Raw genomic sequence first — 17,198 nt, 5'->3', positions numbered from 1 at the left:
GTCAACTCACCATGTTGGCAAAGGAGTTGGGGGGAACCTCGGGGCAGGGGACGAGTTTTTCACGTTCTCGACACAACTGACAAGCCGCGTATTCAAATCCTGATGCGGCCGACTCCGGAAGTAGATACGTACGGAACGCCGAAACGTCTCGATGGCGACCCGGATCACATCGGGCCGCCATCGAGACACAGCGGGGAACGAGTCAGGCGTCAGATCTCCACCGGCTCGTCCGCGGGCAGGCTGTCCATGAAGGAGCTGACCGAGAAGACCGCGTTCCCGGCGCCGGGGGGACCGTAGCCGGGGGGCGAGGAGAGGCCAAAGTCCTCCATCGTCTGCCGGTACGCCTGGAGCAGACGGATGTGGTACTCCAGGGGCGCGCCCTGCGGGTTGGCCTTGCCGAGCGGGGTCGTGGGCTCGGGGCACCAGGTGGTGAAGCGGGGCGTGATGCCGTGGGACATGAAGAAGCGCAGGCCCTCGGTGGTGGAGTCGATGGCCTCGTCGACGGTCTTGAACCCGAAGGGCTCGGCCATCTCCACGCCCGCCACGAAGTTGGGGATGACGTTGCGCGCGCCAAAGATGTCCGCCGAGTCGAGGATGCGCTTGTGCCACTCGTCGCGGCCGACGTAGCGCTCCTTGCCCGGGCAGTACATCTTGAAGAGGTACTCGTCCCACACCTCGTAGTTGGGGTGGTAGATCTGCACGCCGTAGTCCTTGAAGCGCTGCACGTCGTCCTTGGGCAGCGCCTGGGCGACGACCTTGCCGATCCAGCGGCCCGGGAAGTGCTCCTCGATGGCCTTGGCGTACCGCCCGTAGAAGTCCGCCTCGTCCAGGCCCTGGACCTTCGACGTGATCGCGCCGCCGGTGAGCGTGTACGCGGTGGACACCTTCGCGGTGTCGTACTTGTCGATGATCTCGAGCGCCTCGAGGACCTCGTCGACGTCCTTCACACCCGTGTACGGGCGGCCCGCCGCCTTGTGCTGGCGCCAGTTGTGGTTGATGTCGCAGTACTGGCACTCCTCCTTGGCGCCGAAGTACTGGCAGACGCGGAACGCGGTCAGGTAGATCAGGTAGCCCCACTGGATGGTCGGGGCCACCTCCATGACCGACTTCCCGTTGGCGAGGGTGTGCCGGTAGTACTCGGGCATCGGCGGCACGCCGACGTCGGAGATCCGCTTGCCGTCAAGGTAGAGGCCGAGCACGCCGTCCTCGTTCGCGGCGACGCGGTACGGCGAGGAGGGGTTCACCCGGACCGAGACGACGGTCCGGCGCAGGTCGTACGGGCCGCCGGTGAGGATGATCTCCTCGGGCGGGCGGCGCAGCGCGGCCTCGCCCAGCTCGGGCAGGGTGCCGTGGTCGAAGGAGAAGATGAAGTACGACTTCGGCTTGACCTCGCCGCCCTCGTTGTCGCTGAGCGCGGACGGGTCGAAGGCCACTCCGCCCCGGAGCAGGTCCTCCTTGAAGACGGCCTCCCGCGGGACGTGCGGGAATCGCTCCATCAGATCCTCGACCAGCGCGGTACGGCTGCCGCTGCTCATCCCGTCTCTCCTCCCGGCTCGAACGTACGACTCCTCACGGTATGCCCACGGCTGTGCGTGAGCGGTACCGGGTCCCCTCGAAGCGAGCCCGACACCCCACCCGGCGGCACACGCACCACCCACGGCGGCCTGCGGCCCGCCCGATCGTGAGCACCTACCGGCGCTGCCGGCGGAGCGTGCTGTCAGGCCTCGCGCTCCAGCGCCGCCAGGTCGACCGTGTAGGCCGGTCTCCCTCCGGACAGCAGTCGTTCCGCCTCCTCGGCGACCGTACGGCCGAGGCGGGCCAGCTCGTTGCCCTGGGAACCCGCGAGATGCGGGGTGACGAAGGCGCCGGGCAGGTCGTAGAGGGGCGAGTCGGCGGGGAGCGGCTCGGGGTCGGTGACGTCGAGGATGGCGGTGAGGCGCTCGGCGCGCAGTTCCGTCACGAGGGCGTCGTGGTCGACCAGCGCGCCGCGCGCGGTGTTGACGAGCACCGCGCCGTCCGGCATCAGGGCCAGCTCGCGGCGGCCGATCAGATGGTGGGTCTCGGGTGTCTCGGGGGCGTGGACGGTGACGATGTCGGAGGTGCGCAGGAGATCGTCCAGCGGCAGCAGGGGGACGCCCAGCGCGGCGGCCTCCGCCTCGTCGACGTACGGGTCGGTGAGGGCGGGCCGCAGATCGAAGGGGCGGAGCAGTTCGAGGACGCGGCGGCCGATGCGGGAGGCGCCGATCACGCCGACGCGACGGCCGTAGTTGCCGATGCCGGGGACGACGCCCCAGCCGGCGGAGGTGCGGGACGTGCGCATCCGGTCGCGCGCGGCGAGGACGTCCTTCCCGGCGAGCAGGATCATGGCGAGGGTGTACTCGGCGACCGGCAGCGCGTTGGCGACGGCGGCGGAGGAGACGGCGATGCCGCGCCCCCAGATCCCGGGGGTGGCGAAGGACTTCACCGAGCCGGCCGAGTGCAGTACGGCGCGCAGCCGGGGAGCCGCGTCGAGGACCGTCTCGTCGAGCCGGGGGCAGCCCCAGCCGGTCACCAGGATCTCGGTCCGGGCCAGTGCACCGAGCACGCGCGGGTCGGTGAAGTCCTGCGCCACCAGGGCGGGATCGATGTCCACGGACTCCCGCAGCCGCGCCAGCACCTCGGGCGGGAAGACCAGCGGCACGTTCTCCGCGGCCATGGCGAACAGTGCCTGGGGGCGCTGGCTCAAGGAGGTGACCTTCCGGCTCGGTGGCACACGGAGAGACGGAGCATGCAGAAACCGCTCTCTACAACCTCTCCACGGTAGGCCGAGCCGGGTGGCGGCGGCAACGGACACCGGGCCGGGGTAGGTTCCGGCAGGGGCTTGCCGTCCCCACAGCCTCGGGGAAGGACGACGTGGATGACCGGCACCGTGACCAACTGGGCGGGCAACATCACCTACGCGGCCAAGGAGCTGCACCGGCCGGGCTCGCTCACCGCGCTGCGCGCGCTGGTCGCGGACGGCGACCGGGTGCGGGTGCTGGGCAGCGGGCACTCGTTCAACGGGATCGCCGAGCCGGGCGCCGAGGGCGTCCTGCTGTCGCTGGCCGGTCTGCCACCCGAGGTGGACGTCGACACGGCGGCCCGTACGGTCCGCGTCGGCGGCGGGGTGCGCTACGCGGAGCTGGCCCGCCGGCTGCACGGGCAGGGTCTGGCGCTGCACAACATGGCGTCCCTGCCGCACATCTCGGTGGCCGGGTCGGTCGCGACCGGCACCCACGGCTCGGGGGTGCTCAACGGCCCGCTCTCGACGGTCGTGCGCGAGGTGGAACTGGTCACGGCGGACGGCTCGACGGTGACGATAGGACGGGACGAGGAGCGCTTCGGCGGGGCCGTCACATCGCTCGGCGCGCTCGGTGTCGTCACCGCGCTCACCCTCGACGTGGAGCCGGCCTTCGAGGTCGAGCAGCATGTGTTCACCGAACTGCCGCTGGAGGGGCTGGACTCGGGGACGTTCGAGACGGTGATGGCGACGGGGTACAGCGTCAGCCTGTTCACCGACTGGCGTGCGCCGGGCTTCCGGCAGGTGTGGCTGAAGCGGCGCACCGACCAGGCGCTGCCGGCCTTTCCCTGGGCGGCTCCCGCCACCGAGAAGATGCACCCGGTGCCGGGCATGCCCGCGGTGAACTGCACCGAGCAGTTCGGTACGCCGGGGCCGTGGCACGAGCGGCTGCCGCACTTCCGGGCGGAGTTCGTCCCGAGCAGCGGGGCGGAGCTTCAGTCGGAGTATCTGCTGCCGCGCGGGCACGCCGTGGAGATGCTGCGCGCGCTCGACGCGATCCGGGAGACGGTCGCCCCGGTGCTGCAGACCTGTGAGGTGCGTACGGTCGCCGGTGACGACCAGTGGCTGAGCCCGTCCCACGGCCGGGACACCGTCGCGGCGCACTTCACCTGGATCGAGGACACCGGGGCGGTGCTGCCGGTGGTGCGGCGGGTCGAGGAGGCGCTTGAGCCCTTCGGGGCACGGCCGCACTGGGGCAAGGTGTTCACGGTGCCCGCGTCCGTCCTGGGCGGGCTGTATCCACGGCTGGACGACTTCCGTGCGCTGACGCGGGAGCTGGACCCGGAGGGGAAGTTCGCCAACGCCTTCGTGCGGGACGTGCTCGCGGAGGCATAGACAGGCGGTCGGCGAGTCAGGTCGCGGCGCGCGGCCTGCCGCCCGGGACCGAGGTGCGGTCGGCCTCGGCCTGGACGAGCAGGGAGAGCAGTGACGCCACGGTCAGACCGGCCTCGGCGGGGTGGCGCAGCACCTTGCCCGGGTCGATCCGGTACGTGTTGGTGCGGCCCTCTTTGGTGTGGGAGAGATATCCGTCCTGCTCCAGGTCGGCGATGATCTTCTGCACAGCGCGTTCGGTGAGCCGGCAGTGGGCGGCGATGTCCCGGATACGGGCACTGTGATTGTCGGCGATGGCCGCCAGCACCCGGGCGTGGTTGGTGATGAACGTCCATCCGGTGTGGGGCTCGGGCACTCCATCCATGCCCCAACTCTAGCGACCAGGGGTTCACGCACTCAAAAACACGTACTTCATTTCATGTATCGGTTGACGTGTGTGGGGTAGAGAGGCAACGCTGTAAACACGGAGGCAGGGCGAACGGACAAGGGAGAACAGAGCCATGCCGGAGCCTGCGTACTCTGCGCGGCCTCACACGCGGGAGGGCGCCGCGTCCACGGCTGACGGCAACACGCCGGCGGCGATCCCGCCGTGCATGGCGACCATGGACGTCGCACCGGACGGCGACCGGATGCTGGTGACCCTGTGGGGGGAACTGGACCTGGGAAGCCGACGGCTCCTGCCGGATCTGTACGACATCCTGACGCTGTCGGGCAGCGGCATCGACCTGTGCCTGGACGCGGTCGGCTTCTGCGACTGCTCGGGCCTCAACGTGCTGCTGGATCTGCGCATGCGCGCCCTGGCCCTGGACAAGACGGTCGCCGTGCGCTCCAGTGGCCGCGCGGTCGAGCGGGTCCTCGACCTGACCGGCACCCGGGAGCTGCTGACGAACGCCGTCCCCCCGCCCGCCCGTGCCGTCTCCCCCCGGACCGACGCCGACCAGGACCTGCGGGCCGAAGTCGCCCAGTTGCGACAGGCGATGCAGACCCGGCCGACGATCGATCTGGCCCGCGGCATCCTGATGGCCTCCTTCGGGCTGAGCCCCGAGGCGGCCTGGAGCGTGCTGGTGCGGACCTCCCAGAACACCAACACCAAGCTGCGCCAGCTGGCCGAGGAACTGGTGAGCACCGCCCACGGAACCACCCTGCCGGAGCAGATGCGGCGGCAACTCGCGGCCGCGGTCGCGAGTGCGAGCCCCCCGAGCGCGGCGGCAGCCGGCCCCGCGAGCGGAACCGCCGGGCACGGGGACTGACACAGCCCTACCGCGACCCGTCGCGCCCGCCACCTCAGGCATCATGAACAGGCCATGGCCGGCCACCGCCGGTTCCACCAGGAGCGCACTTTATAAAGCCCCTTTCCAAACCCCTTGTCGAAAGTCCCGCCAGCCCATAGCCTTGCGCCGCGCCGGTGCCGACGTCGACCCCGGCCAGGGCAGGTCTGGGAAGGGATGGGGCACCCCGGTGAAGCGCACATCACGCGACATCCGCACCGCGAACCGCTACGAGGTGCTGCGCCAGATCATCGCGGAGTCACCCACCTCCCGGCAGGAGCTGGCGGCCGCGACCGGCCTCAGCCTCGCCACGGTGGCCACGCTCGTGGGCGAGCTGCTCGACCTCCGCATGATCACGGAGGTCGGCTTCGAGGACTCGGCCGGCGGCCGGCCCCGGGGCCTGGTCGCGGTCAACGCCTCGGGCGGCGCGCTGATCGGCGTCGACATCGCCGAGACCTATGTCCATGTCGAGCTGTTCGACCTGGGACTGAACGTCCTGGCCCGCGCCGAGGAGGACGTCCGGGCGAGTGAGAGCCTGCCCGAGCAGGTGGTCGGCCATGTGGCCACCGCCGTCGGCTCGGTGGTCACCCAGGCCGGCATCGAGGGCGCCCGGGTGCTCGGGGTCGGTGTGAGCGTGCCGGGGCAGGTGGACCGCGCCACCGGCATCTCGGAGTACGCGCCCAACTGGGACTGGCACGACGTACCGCTGCTCGACCTGCTCACGGAGCACATCGCCTACCCGCTCTACCTGGACAACCCGCTGCGCGCCAGCGCGGTCGCCGAGCTGTGGTTCGGGGCCGCGCGCGGGGCCGGGAACGCCGTGGTGGTCAACCTCGGGACCGGCGTGGGCGCCGGGCTCGTCCTGGGCGGCGGACTGCACCGCGGGGTGAGCAACAGCGCCGGCGAGTGGGGCCACACGACGATGGTGCTGGACGGGCGGCTGTGCCGCTGCGGCAACCACGGCTGTGTGGAGACGTACGTCGGCGCGCGCGGCATCATGCTGAACCTGCGGGAGATCGGCCCCGACAGCGCGCTGCTGCACGCGGACGACCAGACGGCGACCATCGACGCGCTGGCCCGCGGGATCGCGGCGGACGACCCGGTGGCACGCCGGGCCGTCCATGAGACCGCCCGCTATCTGGGCGCCGGCGTCGCGGACCTGGTGAACCTGTTCAACCCCGAGATCGTCGTGCTGAGCAGCTGGGTCGCCCGCACCCTGGGCGAACCTCTGCTGCACGAGGTGCGTGAGGCCGTGACCCGGCACGCGCTGCCGCGGCCACTGGCCGCCACCGAGATCGTCCTCTCCCCGATCCCCACCGACCCGGTGTGCCTGGGCGCGGCGACGTTCGCGCTGGAGGGCGCGCTGCAGGCCGTCGGGCAGAAGAACGGCAAACGCACCGCCCCCGTGAGGAGCCGAACCGCCGCCGCGCCACCCTCGTAGCGGCGGAAGCAACTCCTCCGCTCCCCCCGCATGTTCGAAATCGCGAACCGGACACAACGCTTCGAACAGACTTCGTCCAACCCCTTGCCGAAGCCTTAGCCGAAGCTCTAGCGTCCCGCACCGCACCTCTCTTTGAGCCATCTGGCGCGAGCCCCCGGGCCCGTGAGCCATCAGGCAGTGAGCCGAAGAGCCGCAGCCGTACTCGAGACAAGGACGTCAGCATGTCGGCATCGAGCAACATGAACTGGGACCGCCGCAACGTACTGCGGGCCGCGATGGGCCTGGCCGCCGCCGGCGGACTCGCCGCGTGCGGCAGCAACACCGGGCGGGGCGGTGGGTCCGGGTCGGGCACCAACCTGACGCAGATGTTCCACGCGTACGGTGAGGCAGGCACCGAGCAGGCCATCAAGAAGTACGCGAAGGCGTACAAGGACGCCAACGTGACCACGCAGTGGATCACCAGCGCGGACTTCGAGAGCAAGCTCTTCTCGGCCCTGCTCACCAAGAACGCGCCGGACCTCTTCGAGTTCCACCCGCAGATCCAGATGGTCAAGAGCGGCCAGGTGGCGGACCTGACCGACATCGTCGAGCCGGTCAAGGACGACTTCAACCCGGCCGACATCAAGTCGCACACGGTCGACGGGAAGATATACGGCGTCCGGATGATCGACGACCCGCAGTTCTTCTTCTACCGCAAGTCGATGCTGGAGAAGGCCAAGGTCGAGGTGCCGACCACCCTCGACGAACTGATGGAGGCCGCGGCCAAGCTGACCACCGGCAAGGTCAAGGGCCTGTACATGGGCAACGACCTGCACTCGGTCATCAGCCCGATGATCTGGTCGGCGGGAGCCGACACCCTCAACGAGAAGAACGAGATCGCCTACCACACGGACGGCGTCATCGAGGGCATCAAGAAGATGCGCAAGCTGTTCACCAGCGGCGATCTCCTCCTCGGCGCCCCGACCGAGTCCTGGGACCCGTCCTCGTTCAACCAGGGCCTGTGCGCCATCCAGTTCTGCGGCATGTGGGCGATGCCCGCGATCCAGGACGCGCTCGGCGACGACTGGGGCGTCTTCCCCTTCCCGAAGGTCGGGGACTCCGGCAAGCAGTCGGTCTACAACGGCGGCTGGTCGATGTTCGTCAACGCCAAGAGCAAGAACGTCGACGCGGCCAAGGAGTTCGTGAAGTGGCTGTGGATCGACCAGAAGCAGTACCAGGAGGACTGGGCCACCTCCTACGGCTTCCACATCCCGCCGCGCACCTCGCTCGCCAAGACGGCCGACAAGCTCAAGTCGGGCAACGCCGCTGAAGGCGTCAAGCTCTTCAACGAGTTCGGCCACTTCGACAACATCGGCTGGACCCAGGCCATGATCACCGCCCTGGAGGACGTCTTCGCCAACTCCGTCCGCAAGGACATGGACCCGGGGAAGGCTCTCGACAAGGCCGACGCAGCCGTCAACCGCGAGCTCAAGAAGCTGTTCGGATAGGTCGCGGGACGGAAACACGACATGTCGACGACCACCAAGCTCGACCTCGCGAGCCCCGCCCCGGCCAAGGCCTCCCCGGCCAAGCCGCGGCGGGGTCTGCGGGGCAGCCCCACCGTCAACTTCTGGCTCTTCACCGGGCCCTTCCTGATCGGCCTGGCGATCTTCGTCTACGCGCCGATCCTCTGGAGCCTGTGGCTCAGCTTCTTCGAGGCCCGCTTCACCGTCACGCCCGACAAGTTCGTCGGGTTCGACAACTACGTGTACATGCTGACGAACGACGACTTCGTCGGCTCGCTCGGCACCTTCACCGTCTTCGCCGCGTTCATCGTGCCCACCACCTGGGCGCTCTCCCTGAGCCTGGCCCTGCTGGTGAACCGGATGCGCTTCATGCGGGCGTTCTTCCGGTCGGTCTTCTTCCTGCCGACCGCGGTCAGCTATGTCGCCGCGTCGCTCATCTGGAAGATGTCCATCTTCAGCGGGGTCCGCTTCGGCCTGATGAACACGGTCCTCGGCTGGTTCGGCATCGAGAACATCGCCTGGCTGATCGACCCCAATCCGCCCTGGTACTGGCTGGTCATCGTGAGCGCCAGGCTGTGGCTGCAGTCCGGCTTCTACATGATCCTCTTCATCGCGGCCCTGCAGAACATCCCGGACGAGCTGTACGAGGCCGCCGCCATCGACGGCGCCAAGCCGGGCTGGCAGACCTTCTGGCACATCACCCTGCCCCAGCTGCGCGCCACGTCCACCGCGGTGATCCTGCTGCTGCTCGTCGCCGCCTACCAGGCCTTCGACGAGTTCTTCAACCTGCTGTCGAAGACCACCTGGGGCCGCCCGCCCCTCATGGAGCTGTACTACAAGGCCCTGGGCGAGAGCCAGGACTACGGCGCCGGCAGCGCGGGCGCGCTGATCCTGACCGTGCTGATCTGCGCCGTGACCCTGCTCCAGGGCAAGCTCATGGGCTTCGGAAGGGGGGACGAGTCCAAGTGACCACCACCATGCCCAAGGTGCGCAAGTCCGCGCCGGAATCGGACACGACCAGCCGGGCCAGGCGCGGCGGCGGAGTGATGAGCTCCACCGGCCTCTACGTCGCCACGGGTGTCGCCGCGTTCCTCTTCCTGATCCCGTTCTACATCCTCGTCCGCAACGCCCTCTCCACCGACGCCGAGATCACCGGAGAGAACTGGAAGTTCTTCCCCACGGACATCCAGTGGGGCAACATCGGCGAGCTCTTCACCGACGAGACGGTCCCCTTCGCCCAGTCCCTGTGGAACTCGGCGGTCGTGGCCACCCTGCACACCGTCGGTGTCCTGCTGGTGTGCTCCCTCGCGGGCTACGCCCTGGCCCGCATCCCGTACAAGCACGCCAACAAGGTCTTCTACGCCGTCCTGGGAACCCTGATGGTCCCCACCGCGGTCACCTTCGTGCCGAGCTTCGTGCTGGTCTCCTCGCTCGGCTGGGTGGACACCTACCGGGGTCTCATCATCCCGGGCCTGTTCAGCGGTTTCACCTGCTTCCTCTTCCGGCAGTACTTCCTGGGATTCCCCAAGGAGCTGGAGGAGGCGGCGCGCATGGACGGTCTGGGCTACTGGGGCGCCTACTGGCGTGTCGTCGTACCCAACTCGCTGAACTTCTTCGCGGCCATGGCGACCATCACCTTCATCGCGGGCTGGAACGCCTTCCTGTGGCCCCTGGTCATCGGGCAGGATCCGGGAGCGTGGACCGTGCAGGTCGCGCTGTCCAGCTACATGACCAACCAGACCGTCGTGTTCCACATGATCTTCATGGCCACGGCCGTATCCATCCTGCCCCTGGTGTTCGTCTTCCTCTTCCTCCAGCGCTGGCTGGTGCAGGGGATCGCCCAGACCGGCATCAAGGGCTGAGCTAGGAGACCGATGTCTTTCCGCACCACCGCCGACTATGTCGAGGACGTCTCCCCGGGCAGCGGGGCGCTCGCGCCCCGGGCCTGGTACGCGTCCTCGGACGCCGCGTCCCTGTCGCTGAACGGCAGCTGGCGCTTCCGCCTGGCGGCCACCGTCGACGCCGAGGACGACTCGTTCGCCGAGGAGGGCTACGACGCCGAGGGCTGGGCCGAGGTCACGGTCCCCGGGCACTGGGTCCTCCAGGGCGACGGGGCGTTCGGGTCCCCGATCTACACCAACCACCTCTACCCCTTCCCGGTGGACCCGCCGCACGTCCCGACCGAGAACCCGACCGGTGACCATCTGCGCGTCTTCGACCTGCCGTCGGACTGGCCGTCGGACGGCGGGGCGGTGCTGCGGTTCGACGGCGTCGAGTCCTGCGCCCGTCTCTGGCTGAACGGCACGGAGCTCGGCGAGTTCAAGGGCTCCCGGCTGCCGCACGAGTTCGCGGTGGGGCATCTGCTGAAGCCGGGCGGCAACGTCCTGGCGGTGCGGGTGCACCAGTGGTCGGCGGGCTCGTACCTGGAGGACCAGGACCAGTGGTGGCTGCCGGGCATCTTCCGTGACGTGACGTTGCTGCACCGCCCGGCGGGCAGCGTGGGCGACTTCTTCGTGCACGCGTCGTACGACCACACCACCGGCGAGGGCACCCTGCGCGTCGACTCCGACGTCGAAGGGCGGGTGACCGTCCCGGCGCTGGACATCGATGTCGCGACGGGTGACTCGGTGACGGTCGCGGTCGCGCCGTGGACCGCCGAGACGCCGAAGCTGTACGACGGTGTGCTGGCGACGGACGGCGAGCGCGTGCCGTTGCGGATCGGTTTCCGTACGGTCGTCCTGGAGGACGGCCTGATCAAGGTCAACGGGAAGGCCGTCCTCTTCAAGGGCGTCAACCGGCACGAGTGGCACCCGGAGCAGGGCCGCGCCCTCGACCTGGAGACCATGCGCGAGGACGTGCTGCTGATGAAGCGGCACAACCTCAACGCCGTGCGCACCTCGCACTACCCGCCGCACCCGGCCTTCCTGGACCTGTGCGACGAGTACGGCCTGTGGGTCATCGACGAGTGCGACCTGGAGACCCACGGCTTCACCGAGCAGGACTGGCGGGACAACCCGGTCGACGACGACCGCTGGACCCCGGCCCTGCTGGACCGCGCGGAGCGGATGGTCGAGCGGGACAAGAACCACCCGTCCATCGTGTTCTGGTCGCTGGGCAACGAGGCCGGCACCGGCCGCGGGCTCACCGCGATGGCCGAGTGGATCCACGACCGCGACCCCGAGCGCCTCGTGCACTACGAGGGCGACTGGAACTGCCGGGACACGGACGTGTACTCGCGGATGTACGCCTTCCACGACGAGGTCGACAAGATCGGGCAGCGGCTCGACGGCGGTACCGGCAAGCGCCGGGAACTCCCCTTCATCCAGTGCGAGTACGGGCACGCGATGGGCAACGGCCCGGGCGGACTGGCCGACTACCAGGAACTGTTCGAGAAGCACGAGCGGCTCCAGGGCGGGTTCATCTGGGAGTGGATCGACCACGGCGTCAAGCACGCCGAGCTGGGTTACGCGTACGGCGGTGACTTCGGCGAGGAGCTGCACGACGGCAACTTCGTCTGCGACGGGCTGGTCTTCCCGGACCGGACGCCGTCGCCGGGCCTGGTCGAGTACAAGAAGGTCATCGAGCCGGTCCGTATCGAGGGCGACGGCACCGACGGCACCGTGCGCATCACCAACAAGCAGGACTTCGCCGACCTGTCCGCGCTGGCCTTCGAGTGGTCCTGCCAGGTGGACGGCGAGACCGTCGAGTCGGGCCCGCTCGCGGTGCCGGTGCTCGTGCCGGGCGAGAGCGCCGAGGTGAAGCTGCCGGAGCCGCCCGCGGACGGCCGGGGCGGCGAACGCCAGTGGACGGTGCGGGCGCTGCTCGCCGAGGACACGGTCTGGGGTCCGAAGGACCATGTCGTGGCCTGGGGGCAGTTCGCCGTGGGGGCACGGCCGCTGCCGTCCTTCCCGGCGAGCGACCGGCCCGTGGCGGACACGGACCGGATCACCCTCGGCCCGGCCGAGTTCGACCCCCGTACCGGCGCCCTGCGTTCGATCGGCGGGGTGACGGTCGGCGCGGCACCGAAGCTGGACGTGTGGCGGGCGCCGACCGACAACGACGACGGCGCGGAATGGCAGACCGACACCCGCTACGGGATGCTGTGGCGCACGCTCGGCCTGCACCGGATGCGGCACCGTCTGGTCTCGGTCGAGGCCGGCGACGACGCGCTGACGGTCCGGACGCGGGTGGCGCCCGCGGCCCGCGAGGTCGGTCTGGACACGGTGTACCGCTGGACGTCCGACGGTGAGCGGCTGCGGCTGACCGTGTCCGTGACCCCGCAGGGCGACTGGACGGTGCCGCTGCCCCGGCTCGGGGTCCGCTTCGGGCTGCCGGAGGCCGACCGGGTGGAGTGGTTCGGCGGCGGTCCGGGCGAGGCGTACCCGGACACCACGACGGCGTCGATGGTGGGCCGCTGGCAGTCGACGGTGGACGGACTGCAGACGCCGTACGTCCGTCCGCAGGAGAACGGCGCCCGCGCCGACGTCCGCTGGGTGGAGCTCGGGGGGCTGCGGATCGAGGGCGACCCGGAGTTCTGGTTCACCGCCCGGCGCTGGACGACCGAGCAGCTCGAGGCGGCCCGGCACCGCACCGACCTCACGGCCGGCGACACGGTGTGGGTCAACCTCGACCACGGGCAGCACGGCATCGGCTCGCAGTCGTGCGGCCCGGGTCCGCTGCCGCGGTACTTCCTGAAGGCGGAGCCGGCGGAGTTCTCGTTCGTGTTCTCGACCACCGGGTGACTCGACCGCCGGGGCGAGAGGAACTCCAGGTAAGAAATCGTTTAATCGATTGACCAATTGATCGACATTCCGACAGTGTCGGGACGTCATCCGCGGCCGGTCGGCCCTCGAAGCCGACCGGCCGCACCTGTGTTCATCGCATGGAAGCAGGTGGGTCGATTGAGTGTCTCCATCGAGGTCCGCGGACTGTCCCGGACCTTCCACACCACCGTCCGCCGCCCCGGTGTCCTGGGCGCGGTCCGTTCACTGGTCAACCCCGAGCGGGTGGCCAAGCACGCCGTCTCCGACATCACCTTCGACGTGGCCCCGGGCGAACTCCTCGCCCTGCTCGGCCCGAACGGCGCCGGCAAGTCCACCACCATCAAGATGCTGACCGGCATCCTCACGCCCAGCTCCGGCGAGGCCCGGGTCGCGGGCGTCGTGCCGTACCGGGAGCGGGAGCGCAACGCCCGGAACGTCGGCGCGGTGTTCGGGCAGCGCACCCAGCTGTGGTGGGACCTGCCGGTGCGCGAGTCGTTCGCGATCCTGCGGGACATCTACGAGGTGCCGAAGGCCGAGCACGCCGCCCGGCTGGAGGAGTTCGACGAGATCCTGGACCTGTCGTCCTTCTGGGACACCCGGGTCCGCCATCTCTCCCTCGGCCAGCGGGTGCGCAGCGACCTGGCCGCCGCCCTGCTGCACGATCCGCCGGTGGTCTTCCTCGACGAGCCGACCATCGGCATGGACGTGGTGGTCAAGGAGCAGGTGCGGGAGTTCCTGCGCCACCAGGTGGAGCAGCGCGGCCGTACGGTCCTGCTGACCACGCACGACATGACGGAGGTCGAGCGGCTCGCCGAGCGGGTGGTGCTGGTCAACCACGGCCGGCTGGTCCTGGACGGCACCCTCGACGAGATCCGCCGGAAGTTCGGATCCACCTGGCAGGTGCGCGCCACGCTCGCGGACCCGCACGCCGAGGTCCTGCCGCCGCCCGGGATCACACTGCTGCGGCACAGCGGCGCGCAGGTCGTCTTCGGCCCCGACGGCGCGGACGCGCCCACCGTCCACCAGGCGCTCAAGGCGGTGATCGAGCGGTACGAGGTGACCGACATCGCCTTGGACGAGGCGGACTTGGAGGACGTGATGCGGGCCGCGTACGTGCATGCCGGGGAGGTCTGACATGGCCGTGCTGCACGCCTGGCGCGCCGCCCGCGTCACCCCGCTGGGCGAGCTGAACGCCCCGCCCCGGATGACGGCCGTCGCGCTGCGGCTGGCCGTGCAGGTGGTCCTGGTCTGGTCGCTGTGGCGCGGCCTGTACGCGGATTCCGGCACGACCGCCGGCCTGAGCCGCGACCAGGCGGTCACCTACGCCGTACTGGCCGTACTGGCCTCCCGGCTGCGGGAGCTGGACCAGTACGCGGGCCGGGACACGGTCCTCCAGCACATGCACTTCGGCACCATCGTCTACTGGTACCTGCGCCCGCTGCCGCCGCAGCGCTACTACGCCCTGCGGGCCGCGGGCGAGCAGCTGTACGGGCTCGCGTGGGCGCTGACCGGGTACGTGATCTGCCTGGCCGCCGGGCTCGTCGACCCGCCCCGCTCGGCCGCGGTGGCCGGGGTGTTCGTGCTCAGCATGCTGCTGGGCCAGTGGGTCCTGTACTACGTCATGCTCGTGCTCGACCAGTTGTGCTTCTGGACGATCCGCAACACCGCCGCGATGCTCATCCTGCTGTTCGCGCAGAACCTGCTGTCCGGCGTGTACGCGCCGCTGTGGTTCTTCCCTGACTGGTTCGTGACGATGAGCGCCTTCCTGCCCTTCCAGGCCACGCTGAGCGTGCCGCTGTCGCTGTACGTGGGCCGGATCCCGTTGTCCGACGCGGCCTTCCAGCTCTGCGTGCAGGCCGGGTGGGTCGTGGTGCTGGCGTTGTTCACCCGGCTGTTGTGGCGGCGGGCCGCCCGGCGCGTGATCTCGCAGGGAGGCTGAGATGTCGCTGAAGGCTCTGCGGATCGTGTGGCGTGTCACCGCGCTCAACTTCCGCGCGCAGATGGAGTACCGGACCGAGTTCCTGCTGATGATCGCGATCGGGGCAATCTGGCAGGTGTCGGTGATCGTGTTCGCCACGGTGCTGTTGTCCCGGTTCGCCGGGATGGGCGGCTGGGACAGCTCGGACGTGCTACTGATCCCGGCGACGCGCATGCTGGCGCACGGTCTGTTCGTGCTGTTCCTGGGGCGGATGCACTGGGCCGGCCGGCAGGTCCAGGAGGGGCGGATCGACATCTATCTGATGCGCCCGATGCCGGTGCACCGGCAGATCCAGCTGGCGTTCTTCCCCACCAACGCCATCGGGGACCTCACGGTGGCGGCGGGGCTGATGGTGGGCGCGCTGTCCCGCAGCGACCTGGACTGGACGGCGGGGCGGATCACGTATCTGATCGCGGCCGTGCTGGGCGGCATGCTCCTGGAGGCGGCCCTGTTCACGGTCGTGGCCGGCGCGTCCCTGCGCTTCCCGGCCGCCGACATGTGGGGCCGCTGGCTGGAGGAACTCCTCGGCACGTTCGGCAGCTACCCGCTGAACGTGCTGCCCAGGGCGGTGGGCGGCTTCCTGACCTACGGCCTACCGCTCGCGTTCGTCGCCTACTTCCCGGCGGCGGTCCTGACCGGCCACGGGCATACGACCGGTGTGCCCTACTGGCTGGCGGCGGCCTCACCGCTGCTCGGGCTGCTGGCGTATCTGGGGGCGCGGCTGCTGTGGCGGTGGAGTCTGCGGCACTACAGCGGCGTCAACGGCTGACGGTCCGGCCCGCCCCGCGCACGGGGGTGAACAGGGCGGCCGCGGCGAGCAGGACGCAGGTCGCTCCGGCGGCCAGCGCGACCGGCGTCGTGCCCTGTTCCTCGGCCGCCCAGGTCAGCACGGCGGCACCGATCGGTGCCGCCGCGTAGTGCAGGGTCCAGAACGCGGAGGTGACCCGGCCCAGGAGGTGTTCCGGGGTCACCTCCTGGCGGTACGACAGCGAGCAGGTGCCTCCCATGGCGGCACAGCCCAGGAAGGCGGCGCACAGGGCCGCGACCACGGGCACGTCACGGGCCCAGCCGAGACCGGCGAAGGCGAGCCCGCAGCCCGCGACCGAGCCGGTCCAGGTCAGCCCGAAGCCGAGGCGGCGGCGGAGCCTGGCCACGAGCAGGGCGCCGGCGATGGTGCCGAGCGCGCCGGCCGCCATGACGGTGCCGACCGTGCCGTCGTCCTGGCCGAGGTCGTGCTTGAGGTGGTAGATGACCAGGTCGTGGATCCCGAGGGTGAGGAAGCTGAAGACGAACAGCAGGACGGTGAGCGAGCGCAGCACGGGGTGGCCGTAGAGGAAGGCGATGCCGGTGCGCAGGTCCTGCCACAGTCCGGTGCGCTTGCCCGGCTGTTCGTCCGGGGCGCGCCTGCGGAACCGTACGAAGAACAGGAGCGCCGCCGACACCCCGAAGCTGGCCGCGTCCACGCCGACGGCCGCGGCCGGCCCGGACCAGGCGGCGACCAGTCCCGCGCACAGCGGACCGAGAACGCCCGCGGCAGCGGCGGTGGCGTTCAACCGGCCGTTGGCCTCGGTGAGTTGCCCGGTGCCGACCAGGCCGCGCACGACGGTGACGTAGCCGACCGCGAACAGCATGCCGACGGCCTCGCACAGCGGCAGCACCACGTACAGCAGCCAGATCTGCGGGCCGAACAGCCACACCAGGGGGATCACCCCGTACAGCCCCATGCGCACGAGGTCGCAGCCGATGAGCAGCCGGCGCCGGTCCACCCGGTCCACCACCGCTCCGGCGAACACCGCGGCCGCGACCGACGCCGCCCCGCCCACCGCGGTCAGCAGCCCCATCCGTGCGACCGAGCCCGTGGCCTCCAGGACCAGCAGGGGCAGGGCGATCAGGGCGAAGGAGTCGCCGAGGACGGAGAGGGTCTGCGCGGTCCAGAAGATCCCGAAGTCCCGTTGCCGCCACAGCGGCCGGGTGCCGCGTAAGCCGTCGTCGCCGACGTCCGAGGGCGTGCCGCCGCCGGGCTCGTCCTCACGCCGCGCCGCCTCGTGCGTCATGCGCCCTCCCCCGTCGCCGATGCACGGCCACCCTACGGC

14 protein-coding genes are annotated in these 17,198 nt (G+C 70.1%); 10 read left to right on the top strand and 4 right to left on the bottom strand.

The annotated features are described in order from the left end of the window. Positions 1–209 precede the first annotated feature (209 nt). Both ACIBK5_RS22475 and ACIBK5_RS22470 read right to left on the bottom strand, forming a co-directional pair. The gene (locus ACIBK5_RS22475) at positions 210–1,535 is read right to left on the bottom strand and encodes a radical SAM protein (protein ID WP_399021695.1); all 1,326 of its coding nucleotides are present in this window, start codon (positions 1,533–1,535) and stop codon (positions 210–212) included. A 182-nt stretch (positions 1,536–1,717) separates the two neighbouring features. Continuing rightward, positions 1,718–2,725 carry a hydroxyacid dehydrogenase gene (locus ACIBK5_RS22470; protein ID WP_399021693.1) on the bottom strand — a complete coding sequence of 336 codons (1,008 nt, stop codon included), beginning with the start codon at positions 2,723–2,725 and terminating at the stop codon, positions 1,718–1,720. Between the two features lie 171 nt (positions 2,726–2,896). Here ACIBK5_RS22470 and ACIBK5_RS22465 point away from each other — a divergent pair, with 171 nt between their 5' ends. Further along, positions 2,897–4,153, top strand: a complete 1,257-nt coding sequence (locus tag ACIBK5_RS22465; RefSeq protein ID WP_399021691.1) for a D-arabinono-1,4-lactone oxidase — start codon at positions 2,897–2,899, stop codon at positions 4,151–4,153. Between the two features lie 16 nt (positions 4,154–4,169). Here the strand turns inward: ACIBK5_RS22465 and ACIBK5_RS22460 are convergent, their stop codons facing one another. Continuing rightward, complete coding sequence (locus ACIBK5_RS22460) at positions 4,170–4,514, bottom strand: helix-turn-helix transcriptional regulator (RefSeq protein ID WP_399021689.1); 345 nt, start codon at positions 4,512–4,514, stop codon at positions 4,170–4,172. A gap of 229 nt (positions 4,515–4,743) precedes the next feature. Here ACIBK5_RS22460 and ACIBK5_RS22455 point away from each other — a divergent pair, with 229 nt between their 5' ends. The 9 genes from ACIBK5_RS22455 to ACIBK5_RS22415 all read left to right on the top strand — a co-directional run bounded on the left by ACIBK5_RS22455 (position 4,744) and on the right by ACIBK5_RS22415 (position 15,874). Beyond that, positions 4,744–5,400 (top strand): ANTAR domain-containing protein, encoded by a 657-nt coding sequence (locus tag ACIBK5_RS22455; protein WP_399021687.1) that lies wholly within the window; start codon positions 4,744–4,746, stop codon positions 5,398–5,400. A 208-nt stretch (positions 5,401–5,608) separates the two neighbouring features. Beyond that, positions 5,609–6,859: an ROK family transcriptional regulator gene (locus ACIBK5_RS22450; protein ID WP_382496400.1), complete on the top strand. Its 1,251-nt coding sequence runs from the start codon at positions 5,609–5,611 to the stop codon at positions 6,857–6,859. A 221-nt stretch (positions 6,860–7,080) separates the two neighbouring features. Further along, a complete protein-coding gene (locus ACIBK5_RS22445; protein WP_399021684.1) occupies positions 7,081–8,346 on the top strand; it encodes an ABC transporter substrate-binding protein in 1,266 nt (421 codons plus the stop codon). A gap of 21 nt (positions 8,347–8,367) precedes the next feature. Continuing rightward, entirely contained in the window at positions 8,368–9,333 is a 966-nt protein-coding gene (locus ACIBK5_RS22440; protein WP_399021682.1) for a carbohydrate ABC transporter permease, read from the top strand. Next, positions 9,330–10,226 (top strand): carbohydrate ABC transporter permease, encoded by an 897-nt coding sequence (locus ACIBK5_RS22435; protein WP_399021680.1) that lies wholly within the window; start codon positions 9,330–9,332, stop codon positions 10,224–10,226. Before ACIBK5_RS22440 ends, ACIBK5_RS22435 begins: the two co-directional genes overlap by 4 nt. 12 nt (positions 10,227–10,238) lie before the next feature. Next, the gene (locus ACIBK5_RS22430; protein WP_399021678.1) at positions 10,239–13,106 is read left to right on the top strand and encodes a glycoside hydrolase family 2 TIM barrel-domain containing protein; all 2,868 of its coding nucleotides are present in this window, start codon (positions 10,239–10,241) and stop codon (positions 13,104–13,106) included. A 159-nt stretch (positions 13,107–13,265) separates the two neighbouring features. Beyond that, positions 13,266–14,261, top strand: a complete 996-nt coding sequence (locus ACIBK5_RS22425; protein WP_399021676.1) for an ATP-binding cassette domain-containing protein — start codon at positions 13,266–13,268, stop codon at positions 14,259–14,261. A 1-nt stretch (position 14,262) separates the two neighbouring features. Further along, positions 14,263–15,066 (top strand): ABC-2 family transporter protein, encoded by an 804-nt coding sequence (locus tag ACIBK5_RS22420; protein WP_399021674.1) that lies wholly within the window; start codon positions 14,263–14,265, stop codon positions 15,064–15,066. Position 15,067: 1 nt separating this feature from the next. After that, positions 15,068–15,874 (top strand): ABC transporter permease, encoded by an 807-nt coding sequence (locus tag ACIBK5_RS22415; RefSeq protein ID WP_399021672.1) that lies wholly within the window; start codon positions 15,068–15,070, stop codon positions 15,872–15,874. Here ACIBK5_RS22415 and ACIBK5_RS22410 read toward each other — a convergent pair. Beyond that, positions 15,864–17,159 (bottom strand): MFS transporter, encoded by a 1,296-nt coding sequence (locus ACIBK5_RS22410; RefSeq protein WP_399021670.1) that lies wholly within the window; start codon positions 17,157–17,159, stop codon positions 15,864–15,866. The two genes, ACIBK5_RS22415 and ACIBK5_RS22410, sit on opposite strands and share 11 nt — an antisense overlap. Positions 17,160–17,198: the final 39 nt, after the last annotated feature.

Origin of the sequence: Streptomyces sp. NPDC050546, assembly GCF_044457425.1 — a bacterium.
Taxonomy (GTDB): Bacteria; Actinomycetota; Actinomycetes; order Streptomycetales; family Streptomycetaceae; genus Streptomyces.
Note: the sequence above shows the minus strand (reverse complement) of the source record. Positions and strands in the feature narration are given on the sequence as shown.